Annotated in this window: 14 protein-coding genes; 6 read left to right on the top strand and 8 right to left on the bottom strand. The window is 65.9% G+C overall.

The annotated features are described in order from the left end of the window. Positions 1 to 17: 17 nt before the first annotated feature. From ahcY to QFZ70_RS12160, 3 genes are all read right to left on the bottom strand, one after another. Positions 18 to 1,496, bottom strand: coding sequence for an adenosylhomocysteinase (gene ahcY / locus QFZ70_RS12150; protein ID WP_307095900.1), 1,479 nt, complete (start codon positions 1,494 to 1,496; stop codon positions 18 to 20). A gap of 106 nt (positions 1,497 to 1,602) precedes the next feature. After that, positions 1,603 to 1,854 carry a Trm112 family protein gene (locus tag QFZ70_RS12155; RefSeq protein WP_307095902.1) on the bottom strand — a complete coding sequence of 84 codons (252 nt, stop codon included), beginning with the start codon at positions 1,852 to 1,854 and terminating at the stop codon, positions 1,603 to 1,605. 76 nt (positions 1,855 to 1,930) lie between these two features. Beyond that, positions 1,931 to 2,320, bottom strand: a complete 390-nt coding sequence (locus QFZ70_RS12160; RefSeq protein WP_307095904.1) for a DUF3499 domain-containing protein — start codon at positions 2,318 to 2,320, stop codon at positions 1,931 to 1,933. A gap of 118 nt (positions 2,321 to 2,438) precedes the next feature. On the opposite strand from QFZ70_RS12160, the gene QFZ70_RS12165 reads away from it, so the two are divergent. Further along, positions 2,439 to 2,951 (top strand): metallopeptidase family protein, encoded by a 513-nt coding sequence (locus QFZ70_RS12165; protein ID WP_307095906.1) that lies wholly within the window; start codon positions 2,439 to 2,441, stop codon positions 2,949 to 2,951. A 42-nt stretch (positions 2,952 to 2,993) separates the two neighbouring features. Here QFZ70_RS12165 and QFZ70_RS12170 read toward each other — a convergent pair whose 3' ends face one another. From QFZ70_RS12170 to QFZ70_RS12180, 3 genes are read right to left on the bottom strand one after another with little or no spacing between them, the layout of a single operon-like run. Then, a complete protein-coding gene (locus tag QFZ70_RS12170; protein WP_307095908.1) occupies positions 2,994 to 4,658 on the bottom strand; it encodes a DUF5719 family protein in 1,665 nt (554 codons plus the stop codon). Continuing rightward, positions 4,651 to 7,965: a glycosyltransferase family 2 protein gene (locus QFZ70_RS12175; RefSeq protein WP_373461585.1), complete on the bottom strand. Its 3,315-nt coding sequence runs from the start codon at positions 7,963 to 7,965 to the stop codon at positions 4,651 to 4,653. The genes QFZ70_RS12170 and QFZ70_RS12175 overlap by 8 nt, the downstream gene beginning before the upstream one ends. A 29-nt stretch (positions 7,966 to 7,994) precedes the next feature. After that, positions 7,995 to 8,522: a WhiB family transcriptional regulator gene (locus QFZ70_RS12180; protein WP_307095910.1), complete on the bottom strand. Its 528-nt coding sequence runs from the start codon at positions 8,520 to 8,522 to the stop codon at positions 7,995 to 7,997. 369 nt (positions 8,523 to 8,891) lie between these two features. Between QFZ70_RS12180 and QFZ70_RS12185 the strand changes: the two genes are divergently transcribed. Next, entirely contained in the window at positions 8,892 to 9,590 is a 699-nt protein-coding gene (locus tag QFZ70_RS12185) for a TIGR03089 family protein (RefSeq protein WP_307095911.1), read from the top strand. A gap of 24 nt (positions 9,591 to 9,614) precedes the next feature. Here QFZ70_RS12185 and QFZ70_RS12190 read toward each other — a convergent pair whose 3' ends face one another. Beyond that, positions 9,615 to 10,187, bottom strand: coding sequence for a GtrA family protein (locus tag QFZ70_RS12190; protein ID WP_307095913.1), 573 nt, complete (start codon positions 10,185 to 10,187; stop codon positions 9,615 to 9,617). 173 nt (positions 10,188 to 10,360) lie between these two features. Here QFZ70_RS12190 and QFZ70_RS12195 point away from each other — a divergent pair, with 173 nt between their 5' ends. From QFZ70_RS12195 to manA, 4 genes are read left to right on the top strand one after another with little or no spacing between them, the layout of a single operon-like run. Continuing rightward, entirely contained in the window at positions 10,361 to 11,557 is a 1,197-nt protein-coding gene (locus tag QFZ70_RS12195) for a 5-(carboxyamino)imidazole ribonucleotide synthase (RefSeq protein WP_307095915.1), read from the top strand. After that, positions 11,554 to 12,138, top strand: coding sequence for a 5-(carboxyamino)imidazole ribonucleotide mutase (gene purE / locus QFZ70_RS12200; protein ID WP_307095917.1), 585 nt, complete (start codon positions 11,554 to 11,556; stop codon positions 12,136 to 12,138). Before QFZ70_RS12195 ends, purE begins: the two co-directional genes overlap by 4 nt. 10 nt (positions 12,139 to 12,148) lie before the next feature. Beyond that, positions 12,149 to 13,825: an LCP family protein gene (locus QFZ70_RS12205; RefSeq protein ID WP_307095918.1), complete on the top strand. Its 1,677-nt coding sequence runs from the start codon at positions 12,149 to 12,151 to the stop codon at positions 13,823 to 13,825. A gap of 41 nt (positions 13,826 to 13,866) precedes the next feature. Then, on the top strand, positions 13,867 to 15,114 hold the full coding sequence (gene manA, locus QFZ70_RS12210; protein ID WP_307097871.1) for a mannose-6-phosphate isomerase, class I: 1,248 nt from the start codon (positions 13,867 to 13,869) through the stop codon (positions 15,112 to 15,114). Positions 15,115 to 15,120: 6 nt separating this feature from the next. On the opposite strand, the gene QFZ70_RS12215 is transcribed toward manA, so the two are convergent. Then, positions 15,121 to 16,155, bottom strand: a complete 1,035-nt coding sequence (locus tag QFZ70_RS12215) for a peptidoglycan bridge formation glycyltransferase FemA/FemB family protein (protein ID WP_307095919.1) — start codon at positions 16,153 to 16,155, stop codon at positions 15,121 to 15,123. Positions 16,156 to 16,210 lie beyond the last annotated feature (55 nt).

Here is a 16,210-nt window from a genome sequence, read left to right on the forward strand (position 1 = left end):
CCCGGGCACTCTACTTCTTAGTAACGATAGTGCTCGGGCTTGTACGGGCCTGCGACGTCCAGATCCAGGTACTCAGCCTGGTCCTTGCTCAGTTCGGTCAGCTCCACTCCCAGGGCATCCAGGTGCAGGCGGGCCACCTTTTCGTCCAGGACCTTAGGCAGGACGTAGACCTGGTTCTCGTACTCGCGCTCCCCCTCGGGCTGGTCCTTCTTGGTCCACAGCTCGATCTGGGCGATGGTCTGGTTGGCGAACGAGTTGCTCATCACGAAGGACGGGTGGCCCGTGGCGTTGCCAAGGTTGAGCAGGCGGCCTTCGGAGAGGACGATGATGGAACGCTCAGCCCCGGTGCCGGCCTCGAAAACCCATTCGTGGACCTGCGGCTTGATTTCCACCTTCTTGATGCCGGGGATTTTGGCGAGTCCGGCCATGTCGATCTCGTTATCGAAGTGGCCAATGTTGCCCACAATGGCCTTGTTCTTCATGCCCGCCATGTGCTCAGCCATGATGACGTCCTTGTTGCCAGTGGTGGTGATGAAGATATCGCCCTGGGCCAGGACGGACTCCAGCTTGGCCACCTGGTAACCGTCCATGGCCGCCTGAAGGGCGCAGATGGGGTCGATTTCGGTGACGATCACGCGTGAACCCTGGCCGCGCAGTGCCTCCGCGGCACCCTTGCCGACGTCACCATACCCGCAGACGACGGCGACCTTGCCGCCCATCAGCACGTCGGTGGCACGGTTGATTCCGTCCGGAAGCGAGTGCCGGATCCCATACTTGTTGTCGAACTTGCTCTTGGTGACGGAGTCGTTGACATTGATCGCGGGGAAGAGCAGCTTGCCCTGTTCAGCCAGCTGGTACAGGCGGTGGACACCGGTAGTGGTTTCTTCGCTGACACCCTTGATGGTGGCGGCCGTGCGGGTCCACTTGTGCGGGTCGGCTGCAAGGGACCGGCGGAGGACGTCAAGGAAGATGCCGTACTCTTCGGAATCCGTCGGGTCGGCGGACGGGACGATGCCCACTGCCTCGAACTCGGCGCCCTTGTGCACCAGCATGGTGGCGTCGCCGCCGTCGTCAAGGATCATGTTGGGGCCGAGCTCCGGGTTGGTCTCCGCACCGGGCCAGGTGAGGATCTGCTCGGCGGTCCACCAGTATTCCTCGAGCGTTTCGCCCTTCCACGCGAACACCGGAACACCCTGCGGGTCCTCTACGGTGCCCTTCCCCACCACCACGGCAGCGGCGGCTTCATCCTGGGTGGAGAAGATGTTGCAGGAAGCCCAGCGGACCTCGGCGCCCAGCGCGGTGAGGGTTTCAATCAGCACCGCGGTCTGCACGGTCATATGCAGCGATCCCGCGATCCGCGCACCCTTCAGCGGCTGGGTGGGTCCGAATTCCTCGCGGAGGGACATCAGGCCGGGCATTTCGTGCTCTGCCAGGCGGATCTGGTGCCGGCCGGCCTCGGCCAGCGAGATGTCGGCAACCTTGTAATCAAAAGCCATGGATGAATCCTTTACTTTGTCCGGCGGTAGGGCCGGGTACTGCTTCCGGCGCCCGGTCCGGGAACTGCAGCGTGGGCGCCTGTGGTCTGTGCTGGCGGATGAAGGGCTAAACAGCCTGGGGTGAGACGGCGGCTGCACCTTGCCGGTCCGAATCGTGCTGGTCGGACCCGGCCGCAGCCGCTGCTGCCAGCAGGTCAGGCGGAAGGAGGAGGGGAATTCCGTCCTCGATGGCGTAGCGGGGCTTCACTCCGGCTTCGCCCGCGACGGCTGCAACAAGTTCCTCGCCTTCCTGCACCAGGGACGACCCTGTCACGGGGCAACGCAGGACGGACAGGAGTTCAGGACTGATCTTTGGCATTATTCATGCTCCCTGGCGGGCGCGCTGGCGCGGTATCGGACAAAATTGCAGCTTCCAGCCTACCGCCAGATGCGCCTCAGGACGGTTCCCGCAGGACGCGGAGGTGGCCCCTTCGGGTCCCTTCGGCTCCGGCTGGTGCTTCGAGAGCCGAATGGGGGCCGCGTTTTCCGGACGGCGGCGCCGCCTGGGCGGGCAAGGCAGCAGCATCGCGGACTGCATTGGCCAGTGCCAGGAGGTCGTCCGGGCCCGGCTGCTGCGGCGTGGAGGGCATGGCCAAGCGGAGAACTTCCCAGCCACGGGGGACGGTGAGGGAATCAGCGTGCTGCTCGCAGAGATCGTAACAATGGGGCTCCGCGTACGTGGCCAACGGACCAAGGACCGCTGTGGAATCCGCGTAGACGTACGTAAGAGTAGCTACCGCTGACTGGCGGCACGCAGATCTTGAACACTGACGGATAGCTCCCACGACATCACAGACTACTCCGTGCAGGCGGCAAAACACGGTATTGCCGCCCGGGTCGACGCGCCTTGGCGGGTGGAGCCCATGTGTCGCGTAAATCCCCGCCCGGGTTTACAGTCGATGTATGCAGTCATCGAACCATGAATCAGGCTTTTCGGTCCGGTTGGCTGACCCGGATGCCCGCAGGGACCCGGGCACCGCATCGCCGGGCAAGAGCTTTATGATGCGCCGCCGCAACCGCCACGGCCGCGGCCTTCGCGGCGAGGTGATGCTCCCCACCCATCCCGGTTACCGCACGCGTTCTGACCGCTTCGATGACATGGTGCTGGACTCCGCGCAACGACTGCACGATATCTGGGGCAAAACCCTCGACGGCGTCCGTTTCGGCGTAGATGAAATCCCGCCGGACCTGGAGCAATTGGCGGCGAATGCCACCACTCCCCCCATGGGTTCCTATACCCCTGGGGCGGGCGAGGACGGGCCGATGATTACTGTGTACCGGCGGGTGGTTGAACAGGCGTGCGGCAGCGTGGACGAACTCCATGACCTGGTCCATGACGTGGTGGTGGAGCACACGGCTGAAATGCTGGGTGTTGCACCGGAGACCCTGGATCCCGTGTACCGCCGCCGGTACTGATCCCGCTGCATCAGCCTGCGGCCAGTACCCGACACCTCTAATTCAGTAACTCAAGGTAACGGGCACTGTCTCCTGTCCTGCCGCCGCGGACAGGAAGGCCAGTGACGAGACGTCATCCCTCCCGTCCTGCTGCAGCAGCAGGGCTCCGTAGGCGGCATCGCCTGAGGCTGACACCACGTAGCCCACGACGTCGGAATCCTCGGCCTTGTCAGGAATGGCGATGGACGCCGTGGTTCCGCCGGCGATGTCGGCGGTGGAGGCCGCCCGGACCTTGCCGTCGGCAGTGATGGCGGAATACGTGATGGTGGCCCGGCTGTCGAGGGCACCGAAAACGAAGTGCCGCTGGCCCCCCTGTGGAACGGGCACCACGTGCTGGCTGCCGAGCCTCGCTCCCGACGCCGCCCAGGCGACGTCGGCCGCCCTGTTGTCCTGGAGGCCCCGGGTAACCCGGGTGGCGGCGACGAAGGTGACATCGGATGATGCAACCACCGTGTAATGACCTGCCGGGACGCCGGCGAGCGGGATTTCCGTGGCGGTCCCCGCTTTGGCGGTGATGACTCCCCCGTTGGGCAGTGCCTTCTGGCCGTCACGCCCGTAGAGCTTGACCTCCACCACTGCGTCTGAAGGGCCGGGGACGGTGAGTTGCAGGGCGGGGCCGGCGTCCTCGTAACCGGACCTTCCGGTGACCGCAGCTACCTGGCCGGGGTCCTGGATATCAACGCCGGTCATCACCTGCCGGACGGCCGGAGCCGCTCCGGGCGCGATAAAGTCCACGCCGCCCGGGGTGAGCCCGCGGAGGACACTCTGCTGGATGAAGGCTGCGACAGGGCCGCCGGCGCTGCGCACGTGCACGCTGAGCTGCCCCTCCCCCGGGGCCAGGCCGGCGAGCACCACCGGCCGAGACGAGCCGGGCGCCACCAGCAGCCCCCGGCTGCCGGGTGCCTGGATCTGCCCCGCGGACCCGAAAAGCTCGAGGCTGACGGTGGCCGGCGTGGTGGACGCGTTGGTCAGCACCAGCACTGACGTACGGCCCACGGTGGTGCTGGCACCCACCAGCCACTGATCGTTGGCAGGCTGCAGGCAGTTGGCCGCAGCAGTCCCCTGCAGGTCGCCGTCCGTTGCCGTGAACTTCATGGCGGCAGCCGCAGAGGCCTTCTGGTTTGCCAGGGCATCGGCGCTGAGGACGCTGACCTGATCCACGGAACGGCCCGCAACCACTCCCGCGAGAAGCTCCTGGGGACCTCCGGCGACACCGGACCGTGCCTGCTCCTTCGCGATCTCGACGGTGGTCGTTCCGCTGAGGTCGGACAGCCGGCTGGCCGGCAGCACGCCTCCTGCGCTGAGTACTGCCCCGGTTACCGAGCTTGCGGCAGTTTCGGACTCCGGGCTGAATTGCGGGTCAGTGCCCGCTTCAGTGCCTTCCAGCAGCCGGGCGGGCCCAGGGCAGACCCCAACGCTGGATCCGGCAGGAACTGCCGACTCCCCTGCGGGCACGGCACGGCTGGATACGGGCTGCGGGAGGGCTGACCCGGCTGCCACCATGGCACCCGCACCGGCGATGACGACGGCGGCAGACGCAAGGCCGGAGAGCAGCGCCTTCCGCCCTTGGGCAGCTGGGCGCTTGGCAGGCGCGGGGCTTTCCGGGGGTTCGACAGCGGTGGAACCGCCTGCCTCTGATGCTTCCGCGGACGTGGAAGTGTTACGCATTCTGGTGTTCCTTACGCAGCGAGCCTTCGTCCCGTGAAATACCTGTCCTCTGGCGCCGGGCAGGCATCGGGATGGCGAGCATTACCGTGAGCCCAAAGACGGTGAACTGGGCGATGCCGGACCACAGGGCCCACGGATTCTCGTACCGTACCGTCAGGTGGCCCGCCGAAGCCGGGAGGGTGAAGGCCTGGGACCATCCGGAAGTAGTCGACGTCAGCCGGCGGCCGTCCAACCATGCACTCCAGCCGGGATCTGCCCGTTCCGCGAGCACCACCAGGCGGCCCTCCGGCCCCTCGGGAACGGCAGCGTCGACGTCGTCATACCCTGACGGGACCAGCGCAATCGCGGAGCCGTCTGCGTCAACAACCCGCACCCGGTGGGCAACGTCTGCGGCCTGGAGGACTGGCTGGTTCAGTGGGGTGATGCGCCACAGCCAGCCGACGTCGGTCTGCCCCACCGCAATAAGTCCGGGTACCGCGTCCATCCTGCTGGCAGTTAGCTGGGCTGCGGTGTCTGCTGCCCGGAGAACCACAAAGCCGGCCCCGAGCTGTTCAAGATCGTTCCGGGGGTCTACGCCCTGGCCGGCCACCAGGGTTGCCACCACGCGGCGGACCGCCCCGGTGACGTCATCGTCATCACGCACCGTTTCTGACCCCGGCGAGCCCAGGATATTCCGCACCGAGGCGATGGCGGAAAGGCTGTCCAGTGTTGTGCCCGCGCCCCTCATGAGGGAAGCGTCATACGTGCCGTTCTCGCCGGTGCTGATCAGGAGTGTACGCGTCTGTTCGGGCCCGGTCCCGCGATCGATGGCCGTGGCCGGGAGGGTGCGCGCGCCGGCTGCCTCGACGAGCCTGGGCGTGCCCAGAGCGGTGGGCTTATGGGCGGTAACAACTGATGGACGGAGGATGTTCTGCGCCGACCAGGCAGCCATTCCTGCCAGCGGTCCCACCAGCAGGAGCACCATGCCGCACGCGGCCGCTGACTGCAGTGCCCTCTTGTGTTTGTCAGTGCCCGCATCCCGGTCCGCCATGTCCAGCAGACGTTCTGCTCCCAGTATCCCGGCACCCAGCAGGGCGAACGCTGCTGCAGAAACCGCGGGTCCTGAGAAGGGCGCAACCATGGTGTGGGCATTCATGCTGGTGGCGACGTGCCCTGCAAGCCAGCCTCCGGCCAGCGCAATAGTGGCAACGACCCACAGGGACCTGGCAATCCCGGCCCGGTTGCCGGGCAGGCTAACGGCGGCCACGGCCAGGAGCAGAACGGGGACGGCAATGAGGAGGGCCAACAACAGGGCCCACGGCACAGTACTGTCGGCGAAGTACGGCAATCCCGCCAGCCCGCTGTTGGCGCCGAATTCCAGCGGCTGGCCGAGCAGTTGCTGCCACAGAGGAGCGGCGTCGAAGCCCAGCGGCACGCCGGGATCAGCCAGCAGGGCCCGGGGCCTGTCCAGGGCTGAGAGGCCGAACGGGATAAAAAGGGCCGCGGTGGGCAGCAGTGCCCACCACACCGTCCGCCCGCGGCTCCCGAGCAGGAGCCCGCAGAGAACTATCACCACCGTGGCAGGTACCAGCAGGGACGGCGCGGACGCGGTTACAACAGCCAGCGCCAGGCCGGCCGCCGCCGCAGCCGTCCAGGAGGGCATTCCGTTGATCCCGGGTTTGGCCGGTGGCCTGTCGGTGAACCGGCGGTCACCGGGGGCCGGCAGCTGGAAGCGTCCTTGTCCCACTGCGGAGCCGGTTGCCCGCAACAGGGCAAGGGCCAGCAGCGGAATCATGATGTGCGCAATAAGGGATCCGGCCCGGCCTTGGTTGAGGGCTACCTGGAGGGCTGGGGCAGCGGCCCAGAAAAGTGCTGCAGCCAGGCGGAGGCGGCGGCGTACGGTGAGGCCGCCCGCGGCGAACCAGGCGGTAAGGCCGGAGAGTGGCGTACCGAGCAGCAGGAGCCAGGCCATGGCGGCATTGGCGTCACCGCCGCCCAGCACACCCAGGATCCAGAGGACATATCCGAAGGGATCACCGCGGCCGGGAAGCCCGGCACCCAGCGAGATCCACCAGCTGGACGCATGGTGCCAGATGTCGCCCAGGCCGGTTGCGACCGGGATGAGTGCGCCGCCGGACACTGCGGGGGCACCAAAAAGTCCGGCCAAGCCCAGCAGGGAGGTAACAGACGCAATGATGACGGCGGCCAGGGCACCGTTGCCCACCCAGCCGCGCTTGCTGGTGGCAAGCGCCGCGAAGTCATCGGCTGCGTCGCCGGTGGGCTGGTTGGCCAACGGGTCCTGTTCGAGGTGGTCCCCGGCGCTGCCGTCTGAACCCAGGGCCTCCATGAGGGAGCGCCGGTGGCTCCATACCTCACGGCGGGGAGTCTGAAGTTTCCGGATGACGGACCGGCGGATCCGGCGTGTCTTCCTGGCGTTCGCCCTTGCCCTCATAACGGCCCGGGGGCGTCCCAGCGCTGCAAACGTTGCTGCCAGCTGTGTGATGCCGTGCCCGGGATCCTTCACGGCGATGCTCAACACCAGTTTGAAAATGCTGCCGAGAAGGGCTGCCGCGCCATGGACGGGAACCATCCACGGTGGTGCGTGCTTCAGCCGCAAGTGGACTTGCGCTTTTCGGGCCGCGGCGGCGTTGCCCGATGCATGGGGGCGGTGGGCTACGTGGAACATCCTCGCCGCGGGGACAACCACCACACGGTGTCCCGCCAGGCGGTTGCGCCAGCAGAAGTCCACGTCATCCCCGCTGCCGGGAAGGGCGGGATCGAAGCCGCCAAGGTGTTCCCAGACGTCCCGGCGGACCAGCATGCCGGCGGAATTCACGGCAAAAGTGTCACTGCGGCCGTCGTATTGCCCCTGATCGAGTTCGTCAGCGTCAATGAGCGTCAACCGCTCGGCCCAGCGGCTGGTGGAAAGGCCAACGTCCACCAGCTTGCGTCCGGCGTGCCAGTCCAGCTGCTTGCAGCCGGCAACTGTTACGGAGGGCGCGCGTTCGACCGCGAGGAGAAGTTCCGCCAGGGCCTCAGGAGCCGGCGCGGCGTCATCGTGAAGCAGCCAGATCCACCTTGAACTGCCGTTGCCGTGGTCTCCCCGCCACGGGGCGAGTTCGGCAAGGCCGGCGCTGACCGCAGCGCCCATGCCGCTCTTTCCGCGGTGGCTTACTACCTGCGCCCCGCCCAGGGACTGCTCAAGGAGGGCCTTGGAATCATCGCGGGACCCGGTGTCAACGCCGATGACGAAATCCGCCGGCCGAGTCTGGTCCGCCAAAGCTGCCAGGGTTTTGGGGAGATAGGCACTGCCGTTGTGGGCGACCACAACGGCAGTGACGTGAACATCCTGATGAATTAGATTGCTCGCTTCCTTAGCCGCCGGCGCTCACGCTCGGAAAGGCCTCCCCAGATGCCGAACCGCTCGTCATTTGCCAGGGCGTATTCAAGGCACTGGGACCGCACGTTGCAGGCACCACAGACCTTCTTGGCGTCACGGGTGGAGCCGCCCTTTTCGGGGAAGAACGCCTCGGGATCGGTCTGGGCGCACAGCGCATCCGTCTGCCAGCCGAGCTCGCCTTCATCATCAAAGTCCTGCTGGAAGGGCAGTCCGATCCAAACAGGCTGTGCTGTTCCGGCCGCCAGCTCCATGGGCGGATCGAGCTCGTCTTCGGGGTCCTGCCCGCCGTCCAGCAGTGCTTCGTGCGCAGCAAGGAAAGCTGTTGCCTGGTCCTGCAGGAAGTCCTTGTTGGTGTTGTACCGCTCCGCAGCGTCAGGATCGGCCGGGTCGACGTACCAATCGCTGGGTACCCCCCGTGCACGGTATCTTGCCGTTGCCTGGCCGGCCACGACGGCATCTTCCTGGATACGCTCTGCTTGCCCCACGGCGCCCCTCCTGATGTTGCAGCTTCTGCCTGGATACGTGGACACTCGGTTGTGTGCCGGTATTTACGCAGGTGCCTTTAGTTATCTAATTACACGCGTGTAACTAGGGTGAGTCAAGCCGCTGCCCGGATAATAATCACCAAGGGCCCTCAAAATGGTGCACGCCACGCCCGGACTTTTGCCCCAGTTACCCATCGACGGACTGCTTATGCAGGGTGTCAGCTTCCAAAACACAGGACTTTAGCGGCCCGAAGGGCACAGCGCGGAAGATTGCACCTCTTTTTCTGCGACGAAGGTCACACCGATGGTCCTCTTCAAACCACTGCCCGGCCCAGTGACCGCGCCCCTCGGCAATGGCAGGATTGAGCCATGACTACCCCGGCAATCGATTTGATGACCAGCCTTCGTTCAGGCAACTCCACAGCCCCCCGCCTCACCTGGTATGGACCGGATTCGGAGCGCGTGGAGCTGTCCGGAAAGGTGCTGGACAACTGGGTGGCTAAAACCAGCAACCTCCTTCAGGACGAACTGGATGCCGAACCCGGTATGCGGCTGGCGCTGGACCTGCCCGCGCACTGGAAAGGACTGGTCTGGGCGCTGGCCGCCTGGCAGCTTGGCCTTGAGACAGTCCTGAACGGCGGTGAAGCGGACTTCCTGGCCACGGCCCGGCCGGAGCCGGCTGCAGGTAAGTACGACGCCGTCATAGCCGTTGCGCTGCCGGCCCTCGCCATGCGCTGGGCCGGCGAACTGCCGGCCGGTTGCCTGGATTACGCGGCGGAAGTGCGCTCCCACGGAGATGTATTTATGCAGCACACCGAGGCCGACCCCTCGTCCTGCGCAATCGTTGCGCACGACGGCCGCCGGCACTCCCACCAGGACCTGCTTGACGCCTTCGCAGTGCCCCACGAAGAGGCCGTTCGGCTGCACATACCGGGAAAGGACGGACTGGAGGCGGCGTTGGCCAATGCGCTGGGCGCATGGCGGCTCGGGGGCTCAGTGGTGATGACGCACCCCGATGTTGAGCCCACGGAGAAGCTGCTCGCCGCCGAACGGATCCACGGCAGCTGAGGGGCTGCCCTTGCCGCTTTGCCCTTACTTTGTGGGCTGGGCGGGGTCTTCCGTAAAGGGCTCACGCTCTGCCAGACCCGTGCCGACACCGGTGTCCTTGGCATGGTGGTGGAGTTCAATGAGCTCGTGGTCGTGCGAGAACTCGGGGTCCTGGTCCAGTTCCTTGTTGAACACCAGGAACCGGTAGGCGAAGAACCGGACCACCGTGGCTACCAGGATGCCTGCCACTCCCGCGAAGAAGAGCATGTTCTTGTCGGTGATGCCAAGCCCGTACTTTGCGAGGGCAGTGAAGCCGGTGGAGATGCCGATTCCGATTCCGTTGATCAGGATGAACATCAGGAATTCGCGGAGTACGTTGTCCTGGCGGCGGTGCCGGAAGGTCCAGAGGCGGTTGGCAATCCAGGAAAAGATGGTGGCCACCGAAGCGCCGACAAAGCGGGCCTTGGCCTCGCTGTCCGTCATTGGACCGTGCATAAGGTAATAAGTAAGGCCGTTGTCGATGACGAATGCCACACCGCCCACGGCCCCAAACTTGGCTACCTCACGCCAGAAAAGCGAGGCGAGCCCCCGGACGCGATCTGCAAGTGTGTTAAACATGACCCTCCATGGCCGTTGGAACTATGGGCCACTCGGCCAGAGGCCTATTTTAGCCCCCGAAGCTGAGGGGCAGCCCCCTAAGGCTCGGCAGGAGGGGGCCGGCAGTGGGAAAACTCCTCCCCCGCCGCGTCCCAAAAGCGGGATACCGGGCGGTCTTCGGTAGGCTGGCCCATGTGACTTTTCCAGTAATAGGTGTGGTTGGCGGCGGCCAGCTCGCGCGAATGATGGCCCCAGCCGCGACTGCACTCGGCTTTGAACTCCGTGTCCTGGCCGAGGGCGAGGACGTTTCCGCCGTCCCGGCAGTGGCCTCCTCTCCGGTGGGCGACTACAAGGACCTGCAGACTCTTTTGGAGTTTTCCAAGGGCCTTGACGTCATGACCTTTGACCACGAGCATGTCCCCACGGCACATCTCCGGGCGCTGCAGGAAGCCGGCGTCAACGTCCAGCCCGGCCCCGACGCCCTCGTGCATGCGCAGGACAAGCTGGTGATGCGGGCCGCAATCGACCGGCTGGAGCTTCCCAACCCGGTGTGGGCGTCGGTGGCGGACGTGGCCGCACTCGTCAGCTTCGGCGAGGACACCGGATGGCCTGTGGTTTTGAAAACGCCCCGCGGCGGTTACGACGGCAAGGGCGTACGGATCATCTCCTCTGCGGAGGAGGCCGCCGACACCTTCGAATGGTTTGAGGCCATGAGCCCCCTCCTGGCAGAGGCAAAAGTCGAATTCACCCGCGAACTTTCCGCCCTGGTCGCACGGACGCCGGACGGCGAAGCCCGGGCCTGGCCCGTGGTACACACCATCCAGGTGGACGGGGTGTGTGATGAGGTCATTGCCCCCGCCCTGGACATTCCGGTGGAAGTTGCGGCCGCAGCCGAGGACGCCGCTTTGCGTATAGCCCATGAACTGGGAGTGACAGGGGTCCTCGCCGTGGAGCTCTTCGAAACCCCGGGTACCGGCGCAGGGTTCCTCATTAACGAACTGGCCATGCGCCCCCACAACACCGGCCACTGGACGCAGGACGGGTCGGTCACCAGCCAGTTTGAACAGCACCTTCGGGCGGTCCTGAACCTCCCGCTCGGCGCCACTGATGTTCTGGCTCCGGTAGTGGTGATGAAGAACTTCCTGGGCGGCGACAACCAGGACCTGTTTTCCGCCTTCCCCCTGGCGCTGGCCAGCGAGCCGGCTGCCAAAGTGCACTGCTACGGCAAGTCGGTACGGCCGGGCCGGAAGATTGGCCATGTAAACCTGGTGGGGTCATCCACTGCAGAGGTTGACGACGTCCGACGCCGTGCAGGAACCGTGGCGGGCATCATCCGGGACGGGCGGGTACCCGCCGAAGAACCGCAGGCAATTTTTGAGGAGAAAGCATGAACGCCGAAGCCACCCATGCCGCCGGTTCCGCCGGCAACCCGCTGGTAGGCCTGGTGATGGGTTCGGATTCAGACTGGCCGGTCATGGAAGCCGCGGCTGACGCCCTTGCAGAGTTTGGCATCGCCTTCGAAGCCGACGTTGTGTCCGCCCACCGGATGCCCATCGAAATGATCCGCTATGGCCAAACAGCCCACGAGCGCGGGCTGAGGGTAATCATCGCCGGTGCCGGCGGCGCCGCACACCTGCCGGGGATGCTCGCCAGCGTCACTCCGCTTCCTGTGATTGGGGTTCCGGTCCCGCTGAAGACCCTGGACGGCATGGACTCCCTGCTCTCCATCGTGCAGATGCCTGCCGGTGTCCCCGTGGCCACCGTTTCGATCGCGGGAGCGCGCAACGCCGGACTCCTGGCGGTACGGATGCTTGCAGCAGGCACGGATGAGCTTGCAGCATCGCTGCGCGCCGACCTCCTTGAGTTCGCCGCGGACCTGAATGCCGTAGCCTCCCGCAAGGGGGCAAACCTGCGGCAAAAGGTCAGTGAGGTCTTCGCCGAAGGCAACGGCCCGCTCCGGGGCAGCCGTTAGGAAGGCGGCCATGGCCAGCAGCAAGCTCCCGCAGTCCGCTTCGGAGGCAGCGCTCACCGACCCGGTCCGCTACCCGGTCAGCGCTTCCTCTCCGGTCCGGACCAAACGCGGCTTCGTGCTTGTGCTCCTGACACTCCTGGTGCCGGGCAGCGCGCAACTTGTGGCTGGTAACCGCAAGCTCGGGCGCGCGGCCCTCAGGGTGACGCTCTGCGTGTGGGCGGCCCTGGTGCTTGCCGTACTCCTGCTGCTGCTCAACCGGCCGCTCCTCATTAACATCATCACCAACTCCCTTGCCTCGCTCGTCATCGTCATTCTGCTGGTGGCACTCGCTGCCGGCTGGGCAATTCTTTTTATCAATACCCTGCGGCTCATCCGCCCGGTCCTGCTGGCCCCGCCCGCACGTCCCGTCGTCGTGATTTCGCTGGTATTGGCGATGGTCCTGGGCAGCGGAACGCTCGGTTACGCTGCCTACCTGCTCAACGTGGGACGCAACGCCATCGGCAGCATCTTCTCGGCAGGGCCCGCGATCGACCCCGTAGAGGGCCGCTACAACTTCCTAATGATGGGCGGAGATGCCGGTGACGACCGTACCGGCAGGCGCACAGACAGCCTCTCGGTCCTGAGCGTCGATGCCGAGACCGGCCAAACCGCCATCATCTCCGTCCCCCGGAACCTTCAGAACGCCCAGTTCAGCGAGGACTCCCCCATGCGGGCCATCTACCCTGACGGCTACGACTGCGGTGACGCGTGCCTGATCAACGCCATCAACACCGAAGTGACCAACGAGCACGCCGACCTCTATCCCGGCGTTCCAGATCCCGGCGCCCAGGCCACGCTTGAGGCCGTCTCCGGGACGCTGGGAATCACAGTCCAGGCGTATGTGCTGGTGGACATGGAGGGCTTCTCCAAGCTCATTGACGCGATGGGCGGCATCCGGATCAAGGCCGGGGGCTGGGTGCCCATCAGCGGGGAAACCATCGATGAGGCCAACGGCATCCACGGCATGCCCCTGGGCTGGATCCCCGCGGGCGACCAGACGCTGGATGGCTACACTGCGCTCTGGTACGGGCGGTCGCGGGAATTCGTGGACGACTACGCCCGCATCCAGCGCCAGCAGTGCGTGCAGCAGGCAATGCTCAAGCAGCTGGACCCCGGCACGCTGCTGGCCAAGTTCGAGGAGATCGCCAACGCCGGTACCAAGGTGGTGGACTCCAATATCTCTTCCTCCCAGCTGGGAAGCTTCGTGGACCTGGCCATGAAGGCTAAGGGCCAGGACATCAAGCGCCTCACCATCGGCCCGCCGGACTTTGACGCCTCCTTCTCCACGGTGCCCAACTTCGACGTCATCCACACCCGGGTGGACCAGCTGTTGGCCTCGGCGTCGGAAGCCGAGTCCGCGGGGTTGCCGGATGACGCGATGGTGGTGCCGAGCGCGGGCGGCGGGCATCTGCAGGCTGCACCGGTCCGCTATCCGGCAGCACCGCTGCCGGCGGGCGGGACGCCGGCGCAGCAGTCTCCCCCCGCGCAGCAGTCTCCCCCCGCGCCGGCGTCGGACTTCACGCCTGTGACCACCACCCCTGACGGTGAGCCGATCACCGAAGCGATGCTTAACGAGCTCAAGAGCCAGGGCAACGAGCAGGCAATCCGGGAACTCGTGGCAACCAACGGCCAGTGCGCCCCGTTGTAGCCAGCACCGCCACCACACCTAACTACGGAACGGACACCGCCTTGTACGAGATTGACAATGTCCTCCGGGACTATGCCTGGGGATCCACGACGGCGATCGCCGCCTTGCTGGGACGTCCGGAGTCGGGCGGTCCGGAAGCAGAGTTGTGGATCGGTGCGCACCCTGACTCACCGTCCGTCGCCCGCCTGCCCGAGGACGGGTCCACTGCCGCCTTGGACGCCTTGATCGCCGGCGACCCGGAGCATTTCCTCGGCGCGGACTCCGTGGCGCGTTTCGGTCCCCGGCTGCCCTTCCTCGCCAAGATCCTGGCGGCTGCCCAGCCGCTGTCCCTGCAGGTCCACCCGAGCCTGGAACAGGCAAAGACAGGTTTTGCGCGGGAGAATGCCGAGGGCCTGGCCGCGGATGCCCCCAACAGGAATTACCGGGACGACAACCACAAGCCCGAGATGATCCTTGCCTTGACGCCGTTTGAGGCGCTGTGCGGTTTCCGGCCGGCGGCGCAGACCCGGGAAATCCTGCAGCACATTGAAGGAGCCTTCCGTGCCACCGAGGGCGCGGCGCCCGCACTGGTCAGCGCCCTGCTGGCGGATCTTGAGGACAGCGACGAAAGTGCCGGCCTGCGGAAAGCCTTCGAGCGCCTGATCGCCGGCGGCCAGGCCGTAGCTGAGGACACGTCCCTGGTGGTGGGCGCATTGCTTGCCGGAGCTCCCCTGGCTCCCTTTGACGCCGAACTGTCGACAGCGATCAGCCTCCATGAGAAGTATCCCGGCGATCCCGGAGTCCTGATCTCGCTGCTGCTGAACCGTATCTCGCTTGAGCCGGGCGAGGCCGTCTACCTGCCCGCCGGGAACGTCCACGCCTACCTGCATGGCTTGGGCGTTGAGGTCATGGCGTCCTCGGACAACGTCCTGCGCGGCGGACTCACCCCGAAGTTCGTTGACGTCCCCGAACTGCTGCGGACCATCGACTTCCAGCCGGTCGCGGTGCCGATGCTTGAGGCTGAGCGGACGGTGATGGACCAGGAGCTCTTCCGCCCGCCTTTCGCCGAGTTCCAGCTGCAGCGCATCGAACTCTCACCCGACGCCGGGCCCGTACCGCTGGCACAGTCGGGTGCGGCGGTGGTGATTGTGGTTGCCGGGGATGTCTACCTGGATTCACCCAAGGGCGACCTGCAGCTCTCCCGGGGCGGCAGCGCCTTCCTGGCTGCCGCCGAGGCTCCCGTCAACGTTCATCCCGTGGCCGGCAGCACCGAACCTGCGCTGGCGTTCGCCGTGACCACCGGACTCTAGCCGCGCCTAAGCACCGATCGGACCCGGCCGGCCGCGCCCTTCAGCAGGCGCCGCGCCGTTTGAAGTCCGCGGCGGGCCAGCGGCATGGCCTGCGAGTAAGCGGGGTAGAACGGCGAGAGCGGTTTTTCCCAGGTGCCCAGGAGCATGTTTTCGTGCTTCGCGAACTGCTTTTTGAAGTCGGAGATACCGTCGTTGAGGAGGCCGTTGAAGTCGTAACGCACGCACCCGTCTTCCCGCATGGCCCGCAGGGCTGCCCACTTCACGCCATAATTGACGCGCTGTTTTTTGCCCTTCGGAGGAGACGCCGCCATACAGCTCGAAGGCGGTGGAACCGCTCCTGGCCAGCCAGACGAAGGCCAGCATCTGCTCGCCGTCGAAAGCTGCGATGATCGGTGACCCGTCCCCCATGTTCTTGAAAATGTCCCGGTAGTACCGGTCCTCATGGATGCCGAAACCGGCGCGCTCAGCGGTCTCGTGGTAAATCCCGAGCACCTGCTCCAGCTCGGCGTCGTTCTTGACCTTGCGGAACTCCACGTCGCTGCGCATGGCCTTGCGGATGTTTGCCCGGGTGGACTTGGACATCTCAGCCATCAGCTCGTCGTCAGTCCAGGTGAGGTCCAGGATGAGCGTGCGCGGAATGAGGACAGTATTGGTGGTTGCCCGGAAGCCTGCCGACGCTACGGCGCCCGCGAAGTCCGAGTCCTGGTCCCAGTCCGGTTCGATGCTCAGGGCCACGCCGCGGTGGCGGACGGCGGCATGGTCTGCCAGGCTGCCAAGGACGGCAGGGGCGTTTTCCACCGAACACATCGGTCCCCGGGGAATGTAGACCAGGGCACGGAAGGGGAACGGAAGCCGGCGGACCAGCAGCTGCGCGCAGCCTACCGTGTTGTCGCCGTCGTTAAGCAGCACCCGGTCCACTGACCAGCCATGCATGGCTTTGGTCTCGCCCCAGCCCCAAAGCTGCTGCGGATGTCCCTTGAACCGGTCAACGTGTTCGTCCCAAAGGGCGCGGTCAGTACAGGGCACAACAGCAGGAATCATGGCTTCAACCCTATACCAAGGCCTCAAACGGCAGATCCCCGGAGCACCCTGCGGC

The sequence above is a fragment of the Arthrobacter sp. V1I9 genome, from assembly GCF_030817075.1.
GTDB lineage: Bacteria > Actinomycetota > Actinomycetes > Actinomycetales > Micrococcaceae > Arthrobacter.

Bases quoted from the DNA above. Each gene is read 5' to 3' on its own strand.
- ahcY (WP_307095900.1), bottom strand. From the start codon at position 1,496: ATGGCTTTTGATTACAAGGTTGCCGACATCTCGCTGGCCGAGGCCGGC.
- QFZ70_RS12155 (WP_307095902.1), bottom strand. From the start codon at position 1,854: ATGCCAAAGATCAGTCCTGAACTCCTGTCCGTCCTGCGTTGCCCCGTG.
- QFZ70_RS12165 (WP_307095906.1), top strand. From the start codon at position 2,439: ATGCAGTCATCGAACCATGAATCAGGCTTTTCGGTCCGGTTGGCTGAC.
- QFZ70_RS12170 (WP_307095908.1), bottom strand. From the start codon at position 4,658: ATGCGTAACACTTCCACGTCCGCGGAAGCATCAGAGGCAGGCGGTTCC.
- QFZ70_RS12185 (WP_307095911.1), top strand. From the start codon at position 8,892: ATGACTACCCCGGCAATCGATTTGATGACCAGCCTTCGTTCAGGCAAC.
- QFZ70_RS12190 (WP_307095913.1), bottom strand. From the start codon at position 10,187: ATGTTTAACACACTTGCAGATCGCGTCCGGGGGCTCGCCTCGCTTTTC.
- purE (WP_307095917.1), top strand. From the start codon at position 11,554: ATGAACGCCGAAGCCACCCATGCCGCCGGTTCCGCCGGCAACCCGCTG.
- QFZ70_RS12205 (WP_307095918.1), top strand. From the start codon at position 12,149: ATGGCCAGCAGCAAGCTCCCGCAGTCCGCTTCGGAGGCAGCGCTCACC.
- QFZ70_RS12215 (WP_307095919.1), bottom strand. From the start codon at position 16,155: ATGATTCCTGCTGTTGTGCCCTGTACTGACCGCGCCCTTTGGGACGAA.